Below are 21,213 nucleotides of genomic sequence, written 5' to 3'. Positions count from 1 at the left end.
GCAAACCGCCTCGACTTGTAAGGTACAATTCACCGTTTGCTTCAAGACAATCCCAATGGTTCATTCACCCGATATGAGCGGCTTTGCGCTCTACCGGCGCCTGTTGCGCTATCTGAGGCCGTACTGGAAGGTATTCTTGGTCTCGCTGGTGTCGATGAGCATCGCGGCCGCCACCGAGCCTGCTTTTGCCCGGCTGATGAAGCCGCTGATCGACGGCGGCTTCGTCAACAAGGATACCTCTGCCATCGTGTGGACCCCGCTGGCGATCGTAGGCCTGTTCCTGGTGCGCGGCATTACCAGCTTCATCAACGAGTACACTTCCAGCTGGCTGACGGGCCATCTGGTCCAGACGCTGCGCGAGGAGATGTTTGCCAAGCTGGTGCGTCTGCCAGTGCATTACTACGATGACAATGCCTCGGGCCGGCTTCTGTCCCGCATCGCCTTCGACGTCAACTTGGTGACCGAGGCGGGCTTCAACGTGATTACCGTGACCGTGAAGGATGGCATCACTGCGCTGGGGCTGCTGGGCCTGCTGCTCTATACCGACTGGCAATTGACGATGATCTGCCTCGCTGTGTTGCCCATCGTCAGTCTGTGCGTGCGCTCGGTCAGCCGTCGGTTGCGCGGTCTTTCGCGCCAGAACCAACAGAACATCGCCCAGATGACGCAGATCTTGGGCGAGACGATCGACTGCCAGCGGGTGGTGAAGGTCTATGGTGGCGAGCACTACGAATCGGGACGGTTCGGGCGTGCGGCGGAGGCCATCCGCCACAATGCCGTCAAGCAGAGCGCGGCCTCTTCGGCCAACACCGGACTGACCCAGCTCATCATTGCTTGCGCGCTGGCCCTGATCCTCTACTTCGCGGCCATGCGTGCCCATGCCGGCGCCTTTACCGCGGGCGACTTCATGTCCTTCCTCACCGCAATGCTGATGCTGTTCGCGCCGGTCAAGCGTATCACCAGCATTTCGCAGTCGCTGCAGAAGGGTCTGGCGGCGGCCGAGAGTGTGTTCTCCTTTCTCGACGAACCGGGCGAGACCGACGAGGGCCAGCACCGGCTGACCTCGCCGCAGGGGCATCTGGTGTTCCGCAAGGTGTCATTTGCCTATCCGGGTGGCGAGCGCAAGGCACTGACCGACATCGACTTCGAGGTGCGACCCGGTGAGACCGTTGCGCTGGTCGGCTCGTCCGGCAGTGGCAAGACCACACTGGTCAGTCTGATTCCGCGGTTTTATGCCCCGACCGAAGGCACGGTCCTCTTGGATGGCTTGCCCCTGCCGGATATCCGCCTGGCCAGCCTGCGCAGCCACATCGCCCTCGTGAGTCAGGACGTGGTGCTGTTCAACGACACTATCGCCGCCAATATTGCCTATGGCCGTATCGGTGAGGTCGGCCGCGAGGCCATCGTCGAGGCCGCACGCGCGGCAAACGCGCTGGAGTTCATCGAGGCGATGCCGGAAGGTTTCGACACACTGATCGGCGAGAACGGGACGCGGCTTTCGGGGGGGCAGCGCCAGCGTCTGGCGATTGCCCGGGCTTTGCTCAAGAATGCGCCGATCCTGATCCTGGACGAGGCCACCAGTGCGCTCGACACTCAGTCCGAGCGCTTGGTGCAGGCCGCACTGGAGCGCCTGATGCGCAACCGTACCACCATCGTGATCGCCCACCGGCTTTCCACCATCGAGAACGCCGACCGGATCGTGGTGATGCATCAGGGCCGGATTGCCGAAGTCGGCACCCATGCCGAACTGCTGGCGCAGGAGGGCTTGTATGCCAACCTGCACCGATTGCAGTTCAAGGAGCCGCAGCATGACTGAGCGCCTGCTGACCATCGCGCACACCGAGTCCTCGCTCGGCTGGGGCGGACAGGAGCACCGCACCTTCAAGGAAATGGTCGGTCTGGCCAAGTTGGGCCACCGCATGATGCTGGTCTGCCAGCCAGGGGCCAAGTTTGCCGCACGTGCCCGCGAAGCCGGACTGGAGGTGTTCGAGGTGCGCATGCGCAACGGCGTCGATCTGGCGGCCGTGGCCCGCATGGCATCCCTGTTCCGCCGCGAGCAGGTCGATGTGGTGAACACCCATAGCGGGCGTGACAGCATCCTTGGCGGGCTGGCCGGGCGCCTCTCCGGTCGGCTGGTGGTGCGCACCCGTCATCTGGCACTGCCGCTGACCTCCCGCTTTACCTACACCACGCTGCCACACCATGTGGTGAGCGTGAGCGAGCATGTGCGGCGTTACCTGATGAGCGAAGGGGTACCAGCCGACCGTGTATCCACCATCTACACCGGCATTGATCCGGCGGCGATGCAGCTTGACGGCCCCTCCACCCTCCGGGCCGAGTTGGACCTCCCGGCCGATGTACCGCTGGTGGGCACCGTGGCCATCCTGCGCATGAAGAAGGGCCACCGCTTCATCGTGGAGGCTGCTCCGCGCATTCTGGCCGCCTGCCCCGATACCCATTTCGTTTTTGCCGGAGACGGGCCGCAGATGGAAAACCTGCGGGCACAGATTGCCGCGGCCGGCCTGACGGCGCGCATCCACCTGCTGGGTCTGCGACGCGACATCGCCAACGTGCTGGCCGCCTGTGACCTCTTTCTCCTGCCCACCGAGCAGGAAGCGCTCGGCACCTCGTACATCGAGGCGATGGCCATGGGGCTGCCGGTGGTGGGCACGGATGTCGACGGCGTGCCCGAAGTAGTGCGTCAAGGCGAGAACGGCCTTCTGATCCGCCCGGGTGATGCCGACAGTCTGGCCGAGGCGGTGATCCGCCTGCTGAGCGACGATGCGCTGCGGCTTGCTATGGGCCAGCGTAGCCGGGCGCTCGTGTCGTCGGTATTCCATGTGGAAACGATGTGTGCGGCCATGCTGATGCTGTACCGGCGTCTTTTGGCCGAGCGGGGCGCACGATGAAGGCGGCGCGTGCCCTGCCAGTGCTGATGTACCACCATGTCTCCCCCTCGCCGGGGCTGGTGACGGTGGCGCCCGCCACCTTCGCAGCACACATGCGCTGGCTGGCCGAGCACGGCTGGACCACTGTGGGGTGCCGCGAGGCGGCCGCCTTCCTGGCCGGACAGTCGCTGCCGGCCAAAAGCGTGCTCGTCACCTTCGACGATGGCTATCTCGACAACTGGGTGTATGCCCATCCGGTGCTGGCCCGGCATGGCCAGCGGGCCGTGCTGTTCGCCATCACCGGCTGGCTGGGGGAAGGCCCCGTGCGTCCGGTGAGCGACAGCGGCATGGCGCTGCCTGCCACGCCGGACCACAATGGCTGCAAGCGAGCCGTGGCGGAAGGGGACCACGACCAGGTGATGATGCGCTGGAGCGAGGTGGAGGCCGCGCGCGCGGCCGGGACGTTCGAGTTCCATAGCCACACCCACCAGCATGCCCGCTGGGACAAACTGTGCCAGACCGCGGCCGAAAAGCGCGAAAGGTTGGCCGAAGACCTGTTCGCTTCCCGGGCTACGCTGCAGGCGCGGCTGGGCGAGGTGAGCGACCACCTGTGCTGGCCCCAAGGCTATTTCGACGACGACTACCGTGCCGTGGCCCGCGCTGCCGGATTCCGGCATTTCTACACCGTGGACAAGCACATCAACACGCCCACCACCGACCCCGAGCAGATCGGCCGCATCGTCACCAAAGACCGGCGTGATGGGTGGTTCGGCCAACGCCTGTGGGTCTACAGCCGGCCGCGCATCGGTGCGCTGTATCTGACGTTGCGGGGAAAATGATGGGTACCCGGTTACGCGAGACCCTGCTGGCGACCTGGGTATGGGTACGCCACCGTCTGGACCGCCGCCAGCCGGACGTGTCCGAACTGGGCACGTCTGCCATCCGGCGCATCCTCGCGATCTCGTGCACCGCCATCGGCGACACCCTGATGTCCACGGCCGCGCTCGCCAGCCTGCGCCGTACCTATCCTGATGCGCGAATCGTGCTGATGGTGCACCCGGCCTATGCGGCCCTGTTTGCCGACAATCCCGACACCGACGGCCAGATTTCTTATGACGGCCGCTGGAAGGGGTTTCTGCGTGCGCTGTGCGACGCCCGCCGCGAAACCTTCGATCTGGTGGCCATCCTGCACGGCAATGAACCGCAAGCCACACCGCTCGCCTATCTCTGCGGGGCCCGCTGGCGCTTCAAGTGGCCCAACGACAACCGCTTTCGTTACTTGCTGAGCAATGACCAGCCCGTCAAACGCTGGGACGATTTTGCCCACGGCATCGACCAGCGTCTGGCCGTGGCCGAGAGTGCCGGCGCTGTGCCCGGTGCACCGCGCCGGATGGTGCTGCCCGTCAGCGCCGAGCGCCGTCAGCGTGTAGATGCGCGCTTGGCCGAGGTTTGGGGCATCACGGTGGCGCAGCCCCTCTTGGGATTTCAGGTGGGCGCCTCCACCGCCAGCCGGCGCTGGCGTCCTGAACGCTATGCCGAACTGGGGCGACGCCTTCTGGCGGCTCACCCCGATCTGGTACTGGTGATCACCGGCTCCCCTCAGGAGCAAGGGTTGGCCGAAGCGGTAGCCCAGGGCATCGACAGCCCTCGCGTCATCGTGACCGCAGGTAGGCTCGGTCTGGCGGACCTGCCTGCGCTAGTGGCTCGCATGCTCTGCCTGGTGACACCCGATACCGGCATCATGCACATGGCGGTAGCGGTGCGCACCCCGGTGGTGGCGCTGTTCGCGGCGGCACACTGGAGCCGCTCCGGCCCTACGGTGGACCTGGACCGCCACATCATTCTGCAAAAGCACCGTACCTGTGACCCCTGCCTTGGCAAGCGCTGCCCGTACGCGGCCCCCCTCTGCATGGACAATATCCTTACCGATGAGGTGTTCGACGCCTGCCAGCGGCAGCTTCGCGCTCATCCGGAGCCTCAGGCATGACCCGACCCAAACGCATCCTGCTCCTTGATACCGGTAACGAGTGGGGTGGCGGCACCAACAGCATGTTCGAGCTGCTCAAGCGGATCGACCGTAGCCGTTTCGACGTCACCTGCCTGTTCTACCGCGATTATCCGAAAGGCCGCGACAGCTGCCTTTCCGCCGAACTGGCTGCTATCGGCATCCCGCTGGTGCTGATGCCGCAGCGCCGGCAGCCGCTTTGGGCCAAACTTGCCAAGGAACTGGCACGGGGTGTGTTGGCGTGGCACCCGGATCTGCGCACTGCCGCCGTGCGAAGCATCGAACAGGGCTGGCGGGTACGCCCCAATGCACAGCGCCTGATGCAGTACCTGCAGGATGGCGGTTTCGATCTTCTCTACATGAACAACCAGCCTCGGTCCAATCTGGAGGGGTATCTGGCTGCCGATCGGACAGGGGTTCCGGTCGTTCAGCACTGCCGCATCGAACCGGTTATGGATCCACAGGATGTGGCCTTGGTCAACCGCGTAGCTCGCAAGGTCATCGGTGTTTCAAATGGTGTGGTAGAGGCGCTCGTGCGGGCCGGGGTCCAGCCAGAGAAATGCATGGCGGTGCTCAACGGCATCGACCCGACCCAGCCACTGCCCGACGGCGCGCCCACCCGCGAAGGCCTCGGTCTGGCCGACCGTGACGTGGTGTTCGGCGCCGTAGGGCAACTGACCGAGCGCAAGGGCCTGCGCTATCTGCTGCAGGCCACCGCACGACTGGTGGAGCAGGGGCTGCCGGTGCGCCTGCTTCTGGTTGGCGACGGCCCCCAGCGTGCGGAGCTGGAGGCGCTGACTACACGGCTGGGTCTGCAGTCGCATGTGGTGTTTACCGGATTCCAGACCCAGCCGTTGCCTTATACTGCGGCCATGGATGTATGCGTATTGGCTTCTCAGAGCGAGGGACTGCCGCGCGTTCTGCTGGAAGCCATGCTTCTGGGCAAACCCGTTATCGCCACACGGGTGGTCGGTTCGCGCGAACTGGTCGACGAAGGGATAACCGGACGGCTCGTACCTTTTGCTGATCCGGTCGGGTTGGCCGAGGCCATGACCGTCTTGTGCCGCGATCCGGCCCTGCGGCAGCGTATGGGCCAGGCGGGGCGGGCGCGCGTTCTGGAGCATTACACCATCGACCGCTACGTGCGTGGGGTCGAGGCCATTCTGGAAAAGGCCGCGCGCTGAGATGGCCTACCTTCTCATAACTTGGCTCCTCTATCCGGTCCTGCTCTTGCTGCAAGGGCGCAGACGGACGCAACCGCAGCGTATCCTGCTGATCCAGACAGCCAAGATCGGTGACATGCTGTGCGCCACGCCGGTGCTGCGCGCCTTGCGCCAGGCCTTTCCCGCAGCCCGGATCACCGTTATGCATGCGCCCGTCACGGCCCCCATCATCGAGGGTCTGCCCGAAGTCGATGCACGATTGCCAGTGCAGTCGGCCGGTTGGAAAGGTTTGCGTGGGAAGCTGGCGCTCGCCCGGCGTGTGCGCAGCGGCCGACATGATCTTGCGGTCGTTCTTTCTCCGTCGCTCCCGGTGCTGTTGGCCCTGGTATGGGCGGGGGTGCCGATACGCTGGTCACTGCTGCCGACACGGGTTGGCCGAACGTTTCGCTGGATCAGCCCCCTTCTTGCCGACAGCGAGCCGCACCGTCATGGGGAACTGGTTCTTGACACTACCGCGCGCTTGCTGGGACGGCACGACATTGTCCTGCGCTACGTCAAGATCATGGCCGAATCTCCGCAGGGCGAGTTGCTCTGCGATGCGCTAGGGTTGCCTGCCAGCCCCCGTTGCGTCGGGTTGGCGATCTCAAGTGCCAACAAACTCAAGGAACTGGGCGAGGACAAGCTTGTGTCCCTGATCCTCGGACTGCGTCAGCGTACTGCTTCGCCTATCGTGCTGGTGGGTGGGCCCGAAGACCGACCGGTGGCCGACGCCATCGTCGCACGGCTCCCGTCTGTGCCCGGACTCGTCAACAGCGCCGGCGCCTTCCGTCTCGATGAGCTGCCGGCCCTGATGCGCCGTTGTAAGTTGTTCATCGGCGTGGACTCCGGACTGACCTACATGGCCGACACTTTCAACGTGCCGCTAGTGTCCGTCGTGGGTCCTACCGATCCACGTGAGCAACGCCCCATGGGGCCGCAGGTGCGTTTTGTTATCAAGCGTCTGCCCTGTTATCCCTGTGCCTTTGTCTTCAATGCTCCTTACGGCTGCCACACTGGGACGCGCGCCTGCATTGATACCGTTTCTGCCGAAGACATCCTGCGAGAGGCGGATGCGCTGGAGGTGAAGTGGTGAGGCTGTTGGCTGCAGACCCGTGGAGACTGGATTGAGAAGGGATAAAACAGCGAGCGTTATTGTATCAGGCTCCACGGATGCGCTTGTCCGGTTGCGGTCTTGGGGGCTACTCTGCCTGACACTCTTTTTCTTTGCACAGATGTCGGATGCCCTGACGGCTGCCGCCCAGTTGTCGTACTGGAGCGCCGTGCTCCTTGGAATAGTGACATTTTTGCGGGCGCCTTGTGCGATATTGCGACTATTTAACTGGCGGCCCCTGACAGCCTGTTTGGGCATGTTGCTGCTGGTCCTCGCGGCTGCCTGGCTCGTCAATCCGGGCTGGTGGTCAAACAACCTGACCGAATTTCGCAAGGATCATCTACGGCTGTTCCTGCTCTTTCCGTTGGCTTTCTGGGTCTGCCGAGACTACCAAGACGTACGCAGGCTCCTTCTGGCTGCGGTAGCCGGTTTCACGCTCCGGGCGCTGCTGGTGCTGGGGTTCTATCTTTCCGACTGGGCTGTGCTCGAGAGCTACCGCAAGGGCTTTGCCCTGGATGCCATCTATTGCTTCTCCGCCGGACTGCTCCTTTTCTTGCTCGACCGAGGCCTTTCCAGGCGCAGCAGAATATTGCTGGGGGCGGCACTGGCGGTGCAGGTGGTGCCTCTCCTCCTGCACGGTAGCCGCTCGCCGCTGCTTGTGATCCTGTTAGCCGTGGGGTTGGCCGTCGTGGCAGCCCGGCGTTGGCGGCTACTCTTGGGAGGCGTACTTGCCTTGGCGGCTTTGCTTGCTGGCCTGGCGCTTTCCCGACCTCAGATCTTTGATCGCTATGAAACCATTTTTGACGAGCAGACCTATGCGCAGGATTTTTCTGTGGTAGAACGGCGGGCGATCTGGTGGGTGACCCTCAGGTTGGTGGAGCGACAACCATGGCTGGGCTATGGGCCAGGATGGCGCAAGCTTTCGCCGCTGGCGCTAGAGAGCGGGCTGATGGACGAGGCGAGACAACATCCAGATCGGGTGCGGCAGCTGGCCTATGATTACTTTCACCGGCGCGCTACCTATGGCAAGGCCAATCCCCACAATCTCTACCTGAACTGGTTGCTGGAGGCAGGCTTCTTGGGCCTACTCGCTTATCTTGCCTTCATGGGCAGCTTTTTCAGGTCGGGGTGGCGTGCGCGTCTGCCCCTCCACGGGGAAATGTGGTGGTTGTTGACCCTGGCGCTGGCCACAGCCCAGCTTGCCATAGGACTCACAAACGGATTATGGCCGGCTGGCTGGTTGCTGATTCTGGTGGCGGGCGCCTTGGCACGGAAAGAAAATGAAACCACGTACCCCTCCTAGCATTCTTGTCATCCGGCGCGACAACATCGGGGACCTCGTCTGCACTACCCCTTTGTTGGATGCGCTGAGGCAGCATTTTCCCGGCAGCCGCATTGCGGTCGTGGTCAACAGTTACAATGCCCAGGTCCTTGATGAGCACCCTGCGGTGAATCGGGTCTACGTCTACACCAAGCTCAAGCACCGGAGGCCTGGGCAGTCCTTGATGGCAACCGTCTGGCAGCGGCTGTGCATGTACCGGGCCCTGCGCCGGGAGCGGTTCGATTACGCCATCGTTGCGTCGTCCGGCTATGCCCGCAATGCGGTGCGCCTGGCAATGGCTGCGCGGCCGCGCGCGCTCATCGGCTTCCAGCCGAACAATGCTCCTGCCGACCCACGCATCACGCATCCGGCTCCGCCCCATGCCAAAGGCACGCAGTGCCATGAGGTTGAAGTGCTGCAACAGTTGCTGCGACCGTTGGGGGTGACGTCACCACCGGGCCCGCTGTCGGTGACCATTCCCTCCCGTGAGCGGGCGGCGGTGGCCGCCTTGCTGCCCGGGAACCGGCCTGTGATCGGGCTGCACATCAGTGCCCGTGAGGTTTCCCGGGTCTGGCCGGTGGCCCTCCACATTGCCCTCATCCAGGCTTTGGCAGCCCGCGGGGTGCAGACTTTGCTGCTATGGGCCCCAGGTAGTCAGGAGGACCCCAGGCACCCTGGGGATGACGAGAAGGCGCATCACATTCTTGGGCAAACCGACGCCATTGCTTGTCCCACCAACGGGCTCGGCAAGTTATTGGGGGCGTTCGCCGCCGTAGATGTGGCCGTCTGCTCCGATGGTGGTGGGCTGCACTTGGCCGCGGCGGCGGGTACACCGGTCGTCGGGCTCTTCGAGCACTTGGAAAAGAAGTACCTGCACTGGTATCCCTGGGGCGTTCCGAAGCGTGTCCTCACCTCGCAGGACCGCTCGGCCTGGCAGGTGGCCCATATTTCCTTGGACAGCGTGCTGCAGGGCTGCCTCGCTCTGCTTGAGGAGAGCGATGCCTGGACGGCAAAAGGCCGTGCCTGAGAAGGCACGGCCGGCTGGACGGTGAGGTCAGCGGTTGAAAAGAGGGTTGGCCGGGTCCAGTTCCCTTCCATGTTGCTGGATGGTTTTCCACACCGGCTGACCCTGTAGCCGGCTCTCCACATCACGTGCGAGCAGGCTGTAGGCCTTGCTGTCTCCGCTATGCGAGTAGGCCCGCAGCAGGGTGATCTTTGCCGGCAGGTTGTCCGGCTCCTCGCGGACGGTGGCCTTCAGTACCCGCACTGCTTCACTGACCTTACCGTAGGCGAGAAAGACCTCTGCCTCTCCCACCGGGTCGATGCCGCGGTCGCGCGGCTTGACGTAACGGAGCTGGCGCCAGAGACGGCGCATGAGGTAGTAGCTCACCATCAGTCCCAGGCTGGCTGCGAATGCTGCAAACACTTCCATGAAAACCTCTCCCGCTTGGCTGTTGTTTGCCACCCATTATTCTGGCTTCAGGGGCAGCCCGCATCCGTAGAAATCCTTAGGCGGGCGTCGTCCTGCCCCTTCCAGTAATGCGCCGGCCGGTGAGCACTGCCTCCAGCACGCTTGTCGGTACACCGCTTTCGATCCGGGCATCCCCGATTCCATGCAGTAGCACGAAGCGCAGTTTGCCGGCCTCCACCTTCTTGTCATGCGCCATCAGTTCCAGCCAAGTGTTCACCCCAAGGTCAGGCGCAGTGACGGGGAGGCCGGCCGCAGCAATCAGGGCGGTGATGCGGTCTACCTCCCGAGGTGAAAGCCAGCCGAGCGCGGCAGAAGTCTCTGCGGCCAATACCATGCCGGCGGCCACGGCTTCGCCATGCAACCACGCACCATAGCCAAGCCCGGCTTCGATGGCGTGTCCGAAGGTGTGCCCCAAGTTCAGCAGGGCACGCTGGCCAGTTTCCCGTTCGTCCGCCGCGACGATATCTGCTTTCATACGGCAGGCTACGCGCACCGCTTCCTGCAAAGCCCCCATGTCACGGGTACGCAGGGCCGGCATGTGTGTCTCAAGCCACTGGAAGAATTCGGCATTGCCCAGCAGTCCGTACTTGATGACTTCGGCCAACCCTGCCGACAGCTCGCGTTCCGGTAAAGTGTCTAGCAGTGCCAGGTCGGCCAGCACCACTCGTGGCTGATAGAAGGCGCCGATCATGTTCTTGCCGAGCGGGTGGTTGATGGCGGTCTTGCCCCCCACGGAAGAGTCCACCTGGGCGAGCAGCGTGGTGGGAATCTGGATGAAGGGCGCGCCCCGCTGATAGGTGGCGGCAGCAAACCCCGTCATGTCGCCGACCACCCCACCGCCCAGCGCAATCAGCGTGGTCTTGCGTTCACAGTGCCGTTGCAGCAGTGCATCGTAAATCAGGTTCAGGGTCTCGCTGGTCTTGTAGGCCTCTCCATCAGGCAGGATGACCGGGGTCACCCGTACACCGTTGGCCTCCAGTGCGCTCTGAAGCGGGGCCAGGTACAGCGGAGCCACGGTGGTATTGGTGACGATGACGGCATCGTGGATGGGCAGGTGAGGGCACAGCAAGTCAGTGCGTGTCAGCAGGTGCCGTCCGATGTGGATCGGATAGGCGGTGTCGGGCAGGACGAGGTCGAGCGTGATCATGACAGGCTTTCGGTACGGCGCTGGCGCTTCTGGAGCTGCTGTTCCAGGCGTGAGACCAGCAGATTGACGTTCTGCTGGGTGGTGTCGACAACGATGTCGGCAATCTCGCGGTACAAGGGGTCGCGTTCGGCAAACAGGGACTCGAGTTTGGCGCGAGGGTTGGCTGTTTGCAGCAGAGGCCGGTTTTTGTCGTGCTGGGTGCGGGCCAGCAGGTCTTCGATGTTGGCGCGCAGGTAGATCACCGTGCCGTGCGCACGTAAGGCCTCGCGGTTCTGCGGGCGCAGCACGGCCCCTCCCCCCGTGGCCAGCACGATATCGTTCAGGCGGACGAGGTCGGCGATCACTGCGCTTTCTCGGTCCCGGAAGCGTGTCTCGCCTTCGATGTCAAAGATGGTGGCCACCTTGACGCCGGTACGCCGTTCGATTTCGTGGTCGGAGTCATAGAAGGTCTTGCCACTGCGTCGTGCAAGGGCCCGCCCCACCGTGGTCTTGCCAGCGCCCATCAGACCGACGAGAAAAAAATTGCCTGCCAGGTTCTCCATGGCAGGCATTGTAACTGATGCTTGGCGCTGGTGTCTGTGAGCGCTCAGGGCGTCGTTATGCGTAGATTGTCGACAATCCGCGGGGTGATGAACACCAGCAGTTCCCGGCGGTCGTTACGCTCCTGCTTGCTGCGGAACAGTGCGCCCAGATAGGGAATATCCCCCAATAGAGGCACCTTGTTCACGACGTTGCTCTGCTCCTGCACGTAGATGCCGCCAATGACCACCGTGCCACCGTTCTCCACCAGCACCTGGGTGTTGATCTTCTTGGTGTCCAGTGCCGGTGTCCCCCCTACCAGCTGCTTGAAGTTGGGCGTGTCCTTGTTGACCTGAATGTCCATCAGGATGTTGTCGTCCGGGGTGATCTGCGGCTTCACGCGCAGGCTCATCACCGCCTTCTTGAAGGACACGGACGTGGCCCCACTCGACGATGCCTCCTGATATGGAATTTCCGCCCCTTCTTCGATGGAGGCTTCGGTCCGGTCTGAGGTCATCACGCGCGGGCTGGCCACCACCTTGCCCTTGTCTTCGGCCTGCATGGCCTGTAGCTCCAAACCGATCAGGCTGCTGGCCCCGGCCTTGAACAGGGCCGCGATCGACCCGGCCGCATTGCTGATCGGCAGGTTCACGCCCGGCGCCAACTCGTAGGGAAGTGAGGCCGTCAGGGGCGGAATTGCTGGAGGCGCTCCCGTGGGATTGGCCAGCCAGCTATTGTAGGCGTTGGTGGCTGCGATCGCCCGGTTGGCCTCGTTCAGGCTGTTGGTGTTGCGCGTGTTGCTGTTCTTGATAACGTTTTCCAGATTGCCGCCATAGACGTTGCGGCCCACCCGGGCAAAATTCAGCTTCACCCCAAGGTCGCGGCTGAAGTTGTCACTGGCCTCGACGATGCGTGCCTCGATCAGCACCTGCTTGATGGGCACGTCGAGCTTGTCCACCAACGTGCGGATCTTTTCGATCACCGTGGGGGTGTCATTGATGATCAGCGTGTTGGTCTTGCTGTCGATCAGGGCGCTGCCGCGGTCGGACAGCAGGGTCTGCCGGCGGCCGCCATTGTCGCCCACCGGCGTGTCCAGCACGTTCTTGAACTCTTCCACGCTCTTGTAGCGCAGCAGGAAGGTTTCGGAGCGGATCGGTTCGAGCGCGGTCAGCTGCTGCCGGGCCTCCAGAACCTGCTTGTCCCGATCGAGGAGTTCCTGACGCGGCGCCACATGGATGATGTTGCCGCTGCGACGTTGGTCCAGCCCTTTGGTCTGGAGGATGAGGTCCAGCGCCTGATCCCACGGTACATCCTTCAGCCGCAGGGTGATGTTGCCGGTGACCGAATCGCTGGTAACGATGTTCAGGCCGGTGAACTCGGCGATCACCTGGAGCACCGTGCGCACCTCAATGTTCTGGAAGTTGAGCGAGAGCTTGTCGCCCTTGTAGACCGGCTTGACGTCCGCCCCCTGGGGATTGGCCGTATCGACTACCGGGCGGCGCACTTCAACGGTCAGCCGGTTGTCCGTCTGATAGGAGGAGAAGTCCCAGTCACCCTGAGGTTCGATTACCAAGCGGCTGCCGCGTCCCTGATTACTGGCATCGATGCTGCGCACTGGCGTGCCGAAGTCGGTCACATCCAGCTTGCGTTGCTGTGCGCGGCTGAGTGTGACGCCGGGCAGGTCCACCACGATGGCGCGCCCCTCGCGGCGAACGTTGGCCGAAACTGTGCTGGAGGGCAGCACCAGCTCGAGGCGGCCCTCTCCGTTGCGGCCACGCTTGAAGTCCAGGCTGACCGGGCCGAGGTCCACAGCGCCCGCCGGATCGGTCACTGCCGTTCGGGGGGCAGGAACGGACTCGGCGGGGGTGGCCTCGCGGGCTGCCTGGGCATTGCCATTCAGGCTGATGGTGACCGTGTTGCCCGAGGGCGTTGTGCTATAGGACGCATTGCGCAGCAGGTTGAGCACTACGCGCGCGCGCCCACCCGCCTCGACTGCCGTGGCGGAGCGGACCAGGTTGTTCCCCAGGTCGACGGCTGGGGAAGGCAGACGCACGCTTGCCCCCGGGAAGTCCAGCGCGATCCGGGGCGGATTGGCGATGGCGAAACTGTTGGGCCGGGTGACCGGCCCGTCGAAGTTGAGCCGCAACACTTCCTCATCGCCGCTGAGGCGGGCCACCTCGATGCCGGTCAGTGCCGGCCCAGCCCAGCCGGCACTGTAGGCCATCATGAGACCGAGGGCGGACAGCAGTTTGATCGATAGATGCTTCATTGTTTTTGCCCTTGCTCCAAAAGGTACAGGCTGGTCGTGCGCTGCACCCATTCTCCGTTCAGGTCTTCCACCGTTTCCGCAAGCTCGATCTCGGTTTCGGTAATACGTTTGATCAGGCCGTAGTTGGTGCCCATGAAGTTGCCCGGCTGAACGCGGTAGATCGCGCCATCCGGCGTACGTACCAGTGCGTACGTGGTGCCGTTGCGCCGCAGGATCCCCACCATGCTGAGTTTTTCCAGTTCGAAGTTCTCAAGCAGCTCGCGCGGGCGGGAAAGGTCCGGCGCGCTCGCACTGTTCTGCCTGCGCGCCACCTGTAGCTTCTGCGGATTGAAGGGATCCAGCAGGCCTGACGCGTTGTAGACGAACGGCGTGTAGGGTTGAACCTGCGGCACGGGCTCCACCTGGCCACGCAGGTTCTGGCTCGCCTCCTTCATCCACTGGTCAAGGTCCTCGGTGTCGTTGCTGCTGCATCCGGCCAGAGCCAGCAGCAGGAGTGCAAGATAAGGTTTCATCGTGCGGGGCTCACTTTGCCGGGGGCTGCTGCATCGCTGCCCGTTCCTCGGGGTCCAGCGCGCGGTAGGTCTTGGCGGTAGCCTGCATCGTCAGGCGGTTCGACTTGCCGTCCACCGGGGTCAGCGTGATATCGCCCAGGGTGACGATGCGCGACAGCTGGGCCACATCGCTGGTAAAGGCTGCCAGTTCCTCGAAAGTACCGTTGAGGCGGATGCTGATCGGAACTTCGGCCATTTCGGCGTTCTTGACCTCGCCAGCGGGGCGGAAGAGTTCGAACTGTAACCCGCGTCCGATCCCTGCTTGGTTGATTTCCGTCAGCAGCGCTTCCATCTCCGAGCGGGTGGGCAGCTGCTTGAGCAGCGCCCCTGTCGATTGCTGGATTTCCTTCAGCTGAAGCTGCAAGGCCTCCAGGTTGACCGCCTGACGCTTTTTGTCGACATAGGTCTGCTTGAGGACGGCTTCCTGCTGCTGTGCCTGATCAAGGACCTCCAGCTCACCCTTAAGGAGCAGAAAGTAGCCCAGAAAGAGCAGCACACCGGCAAGGAAGGCCAACCCCACCAGCTGGGCCGGCAAGGGCCAGTTCGGCATGTCCTTCGGGTCAAGGGTACGGAATTCGTCGAGAGTCATTGCGGCTGTCCTTGCGCGGCAGGGTTGGCCGAAGGCGCTGTCTCGGGCGGGCGCTGGCCAACGTTCAGGCTGAATTCATTGACACGCTGGTTGTTGACCTGCCCTGCCTTCACCTCGATGAGAACCGGTTCGAGGAACAGAGGCGATGCGGCCAGGGCCCGCATGTAGCCGGACACCCGGGCACCGGACAGCGCATATCCAGAGAGGGTGAGGGTGGTGCCACTCTGGCGCATTTCGCGCAGGTAGACGCCGTCCGGGGTCAGGCGGATCAGCTGGTCGAAGAGCTTGACGGCATCGTTTCGGCCCTGCTGCAGCCGTTCCACCAGCTGCTTGCGGGCAAGAAGGGTGTCGCGCTCGTTGCGGAGCGTTTCGATGTCCTTGAGCTGCTGGTTGAGGCCGTTGATCGCTCCCTGCAGGTGCTCGTTGCGCAGGTTTTGCCTTTCGGTCTGCCCAGTGACATAGAAGTACGCCAGGCCCAAGAGCAGCAGGCTGCCTGCCATGAAGAGCACGAGCAGCAGTTGGAAGCGGCGGCGGTGGGCCGCCTTGCGCTGTTCACGGTGTGGAAGCAGGTTGATCCGGATCATCAGTCGAACCTCCGCAGGGCCAGGCCGCAGGCGACGAACAGCGAGGGTGCGTCGAGCAGGAGTTCCTTGAGCCGGATGGAAGGGGACTGCACCATGCTGGTGAAGGGGTTGGCAATCATCGTACTGATCTGCGTGCGGGCCGCCACTGCATCATCCAGCCCGGAAAGCATGCTCGACCCGCCGGCAAGAAGGATGTAGTCCACCCGCAAGTACTGCGACACGCTGACCGTGGTGTAGAAGAACTGCAGCGCCCGCTGGATTTCCTGCGCCAGTGCGTCCACGAAGGGATGCAGCAGCTCGGATTCGTAGCCGTCTGGCAGCGTCATCATCCGCTTGCCGGACTCGGCCTCGTCCAGCGAGATGCCGTAGCGCCGCTGAATGTCCCGAGTGAGCTGGTGGCCGCCGATCGCCTGCTCACGGTAGTAGAGCTGCTGGCCGTTACGGATCACGCTGCAGTGCGTTTTGCTCGCACCGATGTCAAACAGCGCGAAGGTTTGGTTCATGCCCTGGTCAGGCAGCTGGTACTGAATCTGCTCGAAGGCGGTCATCATGGCGAACGAGTCCACATCCACCACCCGTGCCGACAGACCCGCCATCTCCACCGAGGCGACCCGCTCGTCCACCTTCTCCTTGCGTGCGGCGCACAGGAGCACCTCCAGGTCGTCAGCACTGGCTGGAGACGGGCCGAGCACCTGATAATCGAGGTTCACTTCGTCCAGCGGGAAGGGGATGATCTGACTGGCTTCGGATTCGACCATGCCCTCCATGTCGTCCGCTTGCAAAGCCGGAATCAGGATCTTCTTGTAGATGGCCATTGGCGTGGGTAGCGCCAGGGCGACGTGCCGGACCGGGCTGCCGAGGCGCTTCCATCCGCGCCGAATGGTGGCGGCTACTGCGTCGATGTCGACCAAGTTCCCGTCGGAGACCGCATCCTTGGGGAGGGGTTCGATCAGGTAGCGGTCGATCTGGATGTTCTTCCCTGCACGGGACAGTTCCACGAACTTGACCGAGGTCGTGCTGATATCGAGCCCCAGCAGGCTCCCGCCGCCGCTGCCGCCCATGCCCAGTCGGGCGAGCCAGCCGGCCGGCATTCCCAGTTTGTCGGATAGCATCAGTTTTCCACGTCCGGATGTCTGGCAGTCTCGGCTGCCTGTTCAAAGTTTGCCGTGTGCCTGCGGACAAGGCGGTATAATCCGCACTTCTGCGAAAGTCTTAAGCGACCATGCTCAAACGATTCCTTGCAATTCTGGCTGGCCTGGTGGTGGGTGGGGCCGTGCTCGTGGCCGGTGCGCTCGCAATTGCCATCATCATAACCTACCCCAGATTGCCAAGTCTTGATGTACTTACGGATTATCGTCCGAAAATCCCCTTGCGCGTTTTCTCTTCCGATGGTCAGGTGATCGGCGAATTCGGCGAGGAGCGTCGTTCCTTCGTGCGCATCCAGGACGTTCCCCTGCTGATGAAGCAGGCGGTGCTGGCCGCAGAGGACGAACGCTTCTACCAGCACAGTGGGGTCGACTACGTCGGGGTAATGCGTGCCGCCGCGGGAAACCTGGTCTCGGGCCACGCCCGGTCCGGTGCCAGCACCATCACGATGCAGGTAGCGAAGAACTTCTTCCTTTCCAGTGAAAAGACTTTCACGCGCAAGTTTAACGAAGCGCTGCTCGCTTTCAAAATCGAACACACGCTTTCGAAGGACCAGATCCTCGAACTGTACTTCAACCAGATTTATCTGGGGCAGCGGGCCTATGGCTTCGCAGCGGCAGCCCAGGCGTATTACGGCAAACCGGTGAAGGACCTGTCCATCGCGGAAATGGCCATGCTGGCCGGCTTGCCCAAGGCACCTTCGGCTTATAACCCTGTCGTGAACCCTGACCGGGCGCGGTTGCGCCAGCTGTATGTGCTGCGCCGCATGCGCGAGCTGAACTTCATCACGCCCGAACAGTACGAAGCGGCCAAGGCCGAGAAGATGGTACTGGCCAGCCAAGTGCAGGAAAGCGGCGGCCTGCCCGCGCAGTATGTTGCGGAAATGGTGCGCCAGGCGATGTACGAACGCTACAAGGACAAGGCCTATACCGAAGGCTACCGCGTGTACACCACGATCGATGCGCGTCATCAGCAGTGGGCTTTCGATGCCCTGCGTGCTGGCCTGATCGACTTCGACCGCAGGCATGGGTATCGCGGGCCGGAGAGCTTCATCGACATTTCCGCCATTAATGAGGATGAACGGGGCGAGGCGCTCGACGATGCACTGTCGGAGATTCGGGACAGCGGCGACATGCAGCCGGCAGTGGTGCTTTCGGCCAAGCCGGATGAAGTGAAGGCCTATCTGCGGGGGGGCAAGATGGCCGTGATCAAGGGCACCGGACTCTCCTTTGCACGCAGCGGACTCAACCCTCGACTGACGCCCGCCCAGCGCATCCGGGTGGGCTCAGTGATCCGCGTGCGGGCCAACCCTAAGGGTTACTGGGAAATTGTCCAGATGCCGGAGGTGGAAGGTGCCTTCGTGTCGCTGGACACACAGACCGGGGCCATCCGCTCCTTGATTGGCGGCTTCGACTTCAACCGCACCAGCTTCAATCACGTTACCCAAGCGTGGCGCCAGCCTGGCTCCACCTTTAAGCCGTTCATCTATTCGGCCGGCATCGAGCGTGGCTTCACTCCGTCGACGATGGTCAACGATGCGCCGCTGGCCATTGATCCGCAGGCGATCTCCGGGCAGAAGTGGGAGCCGAAGAACGACGACGGCAAGTTCTACGGCATGATGACGATGCGGCGCGCCCTGGTCTTGTCGAAGAACTTGGTGTCGATCCGGGTTCTGATGGCCATCGGGACGGATTATGCCCAGCAGTACATCCAGCGCTTCGGCTTCTCGCCCAAGCAACATCCGGCATACCTGACGATGGCGCTGGGCGCAGGCTCGGTCACACCACTCCAGATGGCGGAGGGTTATGCGGTGTTCGCCAACGGCGGGGCCAGGGTACGTGCCTATTTCATCGACCGCATCGAGGATGCCAACGGTCGCCTGATTGCCCGCACCGCTCCGGCGCAGGCGGGCAAGAATGCTCCGCAGGTGATCGATCCGCGCAACGCCTACATCATGAGCAGCATGCTGCGTGATGTGGTGCGCTACGGTACGGCCAACCGGGCGATGTCGCTGGGCCGCCAGGATCTGGCGGGCAAGACGGGGACCACCAACGAGTTCCGAGATGCTTGGTTTGCCGGCTTCAACCCGGGGCTGGTGGCCATTACCTGGGTCGGCTACGACAAGCCCAAGAGCCTTGGACGCTACGGCTATGGCGGCACGGCGGCCCTGCCTATCTGGATCAACTATATGGCCAACGCGCTCAAGGGTGTGCCGGAAGTCGACACCCCGCTGCCGGCAGGCCTGGTGGTGCGCCAGGGCGCTGGGCTGCGCGGCAACGACGAGTACTATTATCAAGAGTTCCAGCGCACCAATCCGGAGTTGCGGATCAACAACAGCGGCTCGCGGCCGGGAGGCGGCTCGGGCACTAGTGCTGGGGATGAAGAGAACACCGACCCCGACCAGCCACCACCGGCCGATGTGGTGGAGGATGTGAAGGAACTGCTGTTCTGATCTGTTTTATAAAGATGAATCAAAGCCCCGCTTGGCGGGGCTTTTTCTTTGCCAGAACCAAGGGCTGGCCTAGCCTTTGGGGTTGATTGCGCGGGAGAGGCGACGCAGAGGAACCAGGATGGTCAGGGCCAGTACGGTGACGCCGATGGCAGTGGCCAGCCGCCCCATGCCAGCGGTGATGCCGATGGCCGCCGTCAGCCAGATGCTGGCGGCCGTGGTCAGGCCGATCACCTGCTCTTCCTCGCGTAGCTTGATGATGGCGCCGGCGCCGAGAAACCCGATCCCGGCCACCACACCCTGTAACACCCGGCTCATGTCGTTGATCGGGGTTCCCGCCTGCATCGGGGCCACCATGAACAACGCCGCACCCAGTGCGACCAGCATGTGGGTACGCAGGCCAGCCGCCATGGCACGCCGCTCGCGCTCGTAACCGATCAGTCCACCCAAAAGCACCGCCATGAATAGCCGGACACCCACGCGCGTGGCCTCGGCCACCGTGGGCAGGTCCCCGAATTCCTGCTGCAGCGTATACCAGATGTCCAGAGCCATGTTGCTGCTCATTGCGGAACCTCGTCTAGGCTGGCGGGCTCGATGCGAGGCTGCTGGTTCATGGTGTGCCGGTAAAGCGAGGACCGCTCGTAGGCTGCCTTGCGTACGCGCATGATGGAGCCGAGCGGGCGGTGTGCAGCCACAGTGTGCCAAGGGGTGAAGCTGAGGATGTCGTCGCCGTATACCTGACGTGCCGCGCTGTAGGCGTCCTGAGGCGGTAGCACCAGCCGTGCGACGGGCTGGTGCGGCGAAGCCTCTTCCGGCCACTTTACCGACGCATCCTCCACCGGCATGCGCTCAAGGTCGGTGCACAGCTGTACTCGCAATTCGTACTCCGCTGTTTCACCGGAGAAGAATGCCACTACCAGATCACGCAGGGCGGAGTGCTGGTCCGACTCGATCGCCTGTCCGGTCAGCGCCCGCACGTTGGCCGAAAGCGGAGCCGCGCTCAGCTTGGCGATGTATTCGCCGTACCGGACGGCTGCCATGCTGTGAAAGGTTTCTCCCAGGATATGGGTGAAACCCGCGCCCAAGATCTCGCCCTTGGGGTAGTCCAGTCCTACCGCCTGCAGGGCCTTGTGCGCCCCCTGAGCCAGGCTGCTGGCAATCTTCAGCACGGTTTCCGAATCGTCGGCGTGCTTTTCCAGGGCCGCCTGCAGTTTCAGGTAGCGCTGAATGTCGCCGAACGGCAAGGTGGGGTGATTCACCAGCAGCCAGTCCTGGGTGCTTGCCGTCTCCTGGCCCTCTAGAAGCTTGGGGCCGGGCACGTCCAGCATCTTGATGGCCATGCCCCGCGGCGCCGGAATGCTGTCGCTGTGGATGTCGCCTGGTGCCGTAGAAAAACGCACGATCACCGGGTACCGGCGCGGCACGGCGAACACTCCTTGCCGCAGATGGGCCGGCAGGCCGTCGTAAACTTCCAGTGTGCCGGTGACGATGCCATGGCTCTTGGCGTGCGCATCACGGATGGCATGCCGGTGACGGTCGTACACCTTGCGGTTGACCCGGCCCATGGATTCCACGATCTGCCGGATGATGTGCTCTTCATCCGGCTGGATCACTTCGATGTCGTCCCGGTAACGGACATACTGCGTTGTGGCGCTCATATCCCTCCTTTCGGCCAACGGCCGGTTGGCGTGCGCAACCGTGCAGCAAGAAAGGCGCCCGGACAGAGCGTTAGGTTAAGGGGATAGGAAAACTGCCAGGCAGCAGGCGGCTTAACCGGTGCGGTCAGGGTTGCCCGCGGGTGCAGGCGCAGAAAGTCCCATGAAGAGGGAAAGAATGGCGCTCCCGGCAGGAATCGAACCTGCATCTGCCGCTTAGGAGGCGGCCGTTCTATCCGTTGAACTACGGCAGCAGTGGTACAAAAGTGCTACGCAACATTTTTTGCGTTGCATAGTATAGTGAAT

Annotated in this window: 19 protein-coding genes and 1 tRNA gene; 9 read left to right on the top strand and 11 right to left on the bottom strand. The window is 63.2% G+C overall.

Annotated elements, in window-relative coordinates:
- Window positions 1-55: 55 nt before the first annotated feature.
- From msbA to EV669_RS07215, 8 genes are all read left to right on the top strand, one after another.
- Window positions 56-1,816 carry a lipid A export permease/ATP-binding protein MsbA gene (gene msbA, locus EV669_RS07250; RefSeq protein WP_132098269.1) on the top strand — a complete coding sequence of 587 codons (1,761 nt, stop codon included), beginning with the start codon at window positions 56-58 and terminating at the stop codon, window positions 1,814-1,816.
- Window positions 1,809-2,909, top strand: a complete 1,101-nt coding sequence (locus EV669_RS07245) for a glycosyltransferase family 4 protein (protein WP_132098268.1) — start codon at window positions 1,809-1,811, stop codon at window positions 2,907-2,909. Before msbA ends, EV669_RS07245 begins: the two co-directional genes overlap by 8 nt.
- On the top strand, window positions 2,906-3,727 hold the full coding sequence (locus EV669_RS07240) for a polysaccharide deacetylase family protein (RefSeq protein WP_132098267.1): 822 nt from the start codon (window positions 2,906-2,908) through the stop codon (window positions 3,725-3,727). Before EV669_RS07245 ends, EV669_RS07240 begins: the two co-directional genes overlap by 4 nt.
- Window positions 3,727-4,875: a glycosyltransferase family 9 protein gene (locus EV669_RS07235; RefSeq protein WP_132098266.1), complete on the top strand. Its 1,149-nt coding sequence runs from the start codon at window positions 3,727-3,729 to the stop codon at window positions 4,873-4,875. The genes EV669_RS07240 and EV669_RS07235 overlap by 1 nt, the downstream gene beginning before the upstream one ends.
- The gene (locus EV669_RS07230) at window positions 4,872-6,077 is read left to right on the top strand and encodes a glycosyltransferase (RefSeq protein ID WP_132098265.1); all 1,206 of its coding nucleotides are present in this window, start codon (window positions 4,872-4,874) and stop codon (window positions 6,075-6,077) included. The genes EV669_RS07235 and EV669_RS07230 overlap by 4 nt, the downstream gene beginning before the upstream one ends.
- 1 nt (window position 6,078) lies before the next feature.
- Window positions 6,079-7,188, top strand: coding sequence for a glycosyltransferase family 9 protein (locus EV669_RS07225; protein ID WP_132098264.1), 1,110 nt, complete (start codon window positions 6,079-6,081; stop codon window positions 7,186-7,188).
- A 139-nt stretch (window positions 7,189-7,327) separates the two neighbouring features.
- Window positions 7,328-8,509 (top strand): O-antigen ligase family protein, encoded by a 1,182-nt coding sequence (locus EV669_RS07220; protein ID WP_132098263.1) that lies wholly within the window; start codon window positions 7,328-7,330, stop codon window positions 8,507-8,509.
- Window positions 8,487-9,554: a glycosyltransferase family 9 protein gene (locus tag EV669_RS07215; RefSeq protein WP_132098262.1), complete on the top strand. Its 1,068-nt coding sequence runs from the start codon at window positions 8,487-8,489 to the stop codon at window positions 9,552-9,554. Before EV669_RS07220 ends, EV669_RS07215 begins: the two co-directional genes overlap by 23 nt.
- Before the next feature lie 27 nt (window positions 9,555-9,581).
- Here the strand turns inward: EV669_RS07215 and EV669_RS07210 are convergent, their stop codons facing one another.
- From EV669_RS07210 to EV669_RS07175, 8 genes are all read right to left on the bottom strand, one after another.
- The gene (locus tag EV669_RS07210; RefSeq protein WP_318271356.1) at window positions 9,582-9,959 is read right to left on the bottom strand and encodes a type IV pilus assembly protein FimV; all 378 of its coding nucleotides are present in this window, start codon (window positions 9,957-9,959) and stop codon (window positions 9,582-9,584) included.
- Between the two features lie 76 nt (window positions 9,960-10,035).
- Complete coding sequence (aroB, locus tag EV669_RS07205) at window positions 10,036-11,145, bottom strand: 3-dehydroquinate synthase (protein ID WP_132098261.1); 1,110 nt, start codon at window positions 11,143-11,145, stop codon at window positions 10,036-10,038.
- The gene (gene aroK, locus EV669_RS07200; RefSeq protein ID WP_132098260.1) at window positions 11,142-11,696 is read right to left on the bottom strand and encodes a shikimate kinase AroK; all 555 of its coding nucleotides are present in this window, start codon (window positions 11,694-11,696) and stop codon (window positions 11,142-11,144) included. Before aroK ends, aroB begins: the two co-directional genes overlap by 4 nt.
- A 35-nt stretch (window positions 11,697-11,731) precedes the next feature.
- Complete coding sequence (pilQ, locus tag EV669_RS07195) at window positions 11,732-13,933, bottom strand: type IV pilus secretin PilQ (protein ID WP_132098259.1); 2,202 nt, start codon at window positions 13,931-13,933, stop codon at window positions 11,732-11,734.
- Window positions 13,930-14,445: a pilus assembly protein PilP gene (locus EV669_RS07190; RefSeq protein ID WP_054286906.1), complete on the bottom strand. Its 516-nt coding sequence runs from the start codon at window positions 14,443-14,445 to the stop codon at window positions 13,930-13,932. Before EV669_RS07190 ends, pilQ begins: the two co-directional genes overlap by 4 nt.
- A gap of 10 nt (window positions 14,446-14,455) precedes the next feature.
- Window positions 14,456-15,073 (bottom strand): type IV pilus inner membrane component PilO, encoded by a 618-nt coding sequence (gene pilO, locus EV669_RS07185; protein WP_054286907.1) that lies wholly within the window; start codon window positions 15,071-15,073, stop codon window positions 14,456-14,458.
- Window positions 15,070-15,657: a PilN domain-containing protein gene (locus EV669_RS07180; protein WP_054286908.1), complete on the bottom strand. Its 588-nt coding sequence runs from the start codon at window positions 15,655-15,657 to the stop codon at window positions 15,070-15,072. Before EV669_RS07180 ends, pilO begins: the two co-directional genes overlap by 4 nt.
- Window positions 15,657-16,769 carry a pilus assembly protein PilM gene (locus EV669_RS07175; protein WP_083460612.1) on the bottom strand — a complete coding sequence of 371 codons (1,113 nt, stop codon included), beginning with the start codon at window positions 16,767-16,769 and terminating at the stop codon, window positions 15,657-15,659. The genes EV669_RS07180 and EV669_RS07175 overlap by 1 nt, the downstream gene beginning before the upstream one ends.
- A gap of 110 nt (window positions 16,770-16,879) precedes the next feature.
- Here EV669_RS07175 and EV669_RS07170 point away from each other — a divergent pair, with 110 nt between their 5' ends.
- Window positions 16,880-19,255 carry a penicillin-binding protein 1A gene (locus tag EV669_RS07170; RefSeq protein ID WP_082446335.1) on the top strand — a complete coding sequence of 792 codons (2,376 nt, stop codon included), beginning with the start codon at window positions 16,880-16,882 and terminating at the stop codon, window positions 19,253-19,255.
- A 69-nt stretch (window positions 19,256-19,324) separates the two neighbouring features.
- Here the strand turns inward: EV669_RS07170 and EV669_RS07165 are convergent, their stop codons facing one another.
- The 3 genes from EV669_RS07165 to EV669_RS07155 form a co-directional block, all read right to left on the bottom strand.
- Window positions 19,325-19,804 (bottom strand): MgtC/SapB family protein, encoded by a 480-nt coding sequence (locus EV669_RS07165; protein WP_207913814.1) that lies wholly within the window; start codon window positions 19,802-19,804, stop codon window positions 19,325-19,327.
- Between the two features lie 8 nt (window positions 19,805-19,812).
- The gene (locus EV669_RS07160) at window positions 19,813-20,910 is read right to left on the bottom strand and encodes a catalase family protein (RefSeq protein WP_055433277.1); all 1,098 of its coding nucleotides are present in this window, start codon (window positions 20,908-20,910) and stop codon (window positions 19,813-19,815) included.
- A 176-nt stretch (window positions 20,911-21,086) separates the two neighbouring features.
- A tRNA-Arg gene (locus EV669_RS07155) sits at window positions 21,087-21,161 on the bottom strand.
- Window positions 21,162-21,213 lie beyond the last annotated feature (52 nt).

It is taken from the genome of Gulbenkiania mobilis, from assembly GCA_004346645.1.
Lineage (GTDB): Bacteria > Pseudomonadota > Gammaproteobacteria > Burkholderiales > Chromobacteriaceae > Gulbenkiania > Gulbenkiania mobilis.
This window is presented reverse-complemented; position numbering and strand designations above follow the sequence as displayed.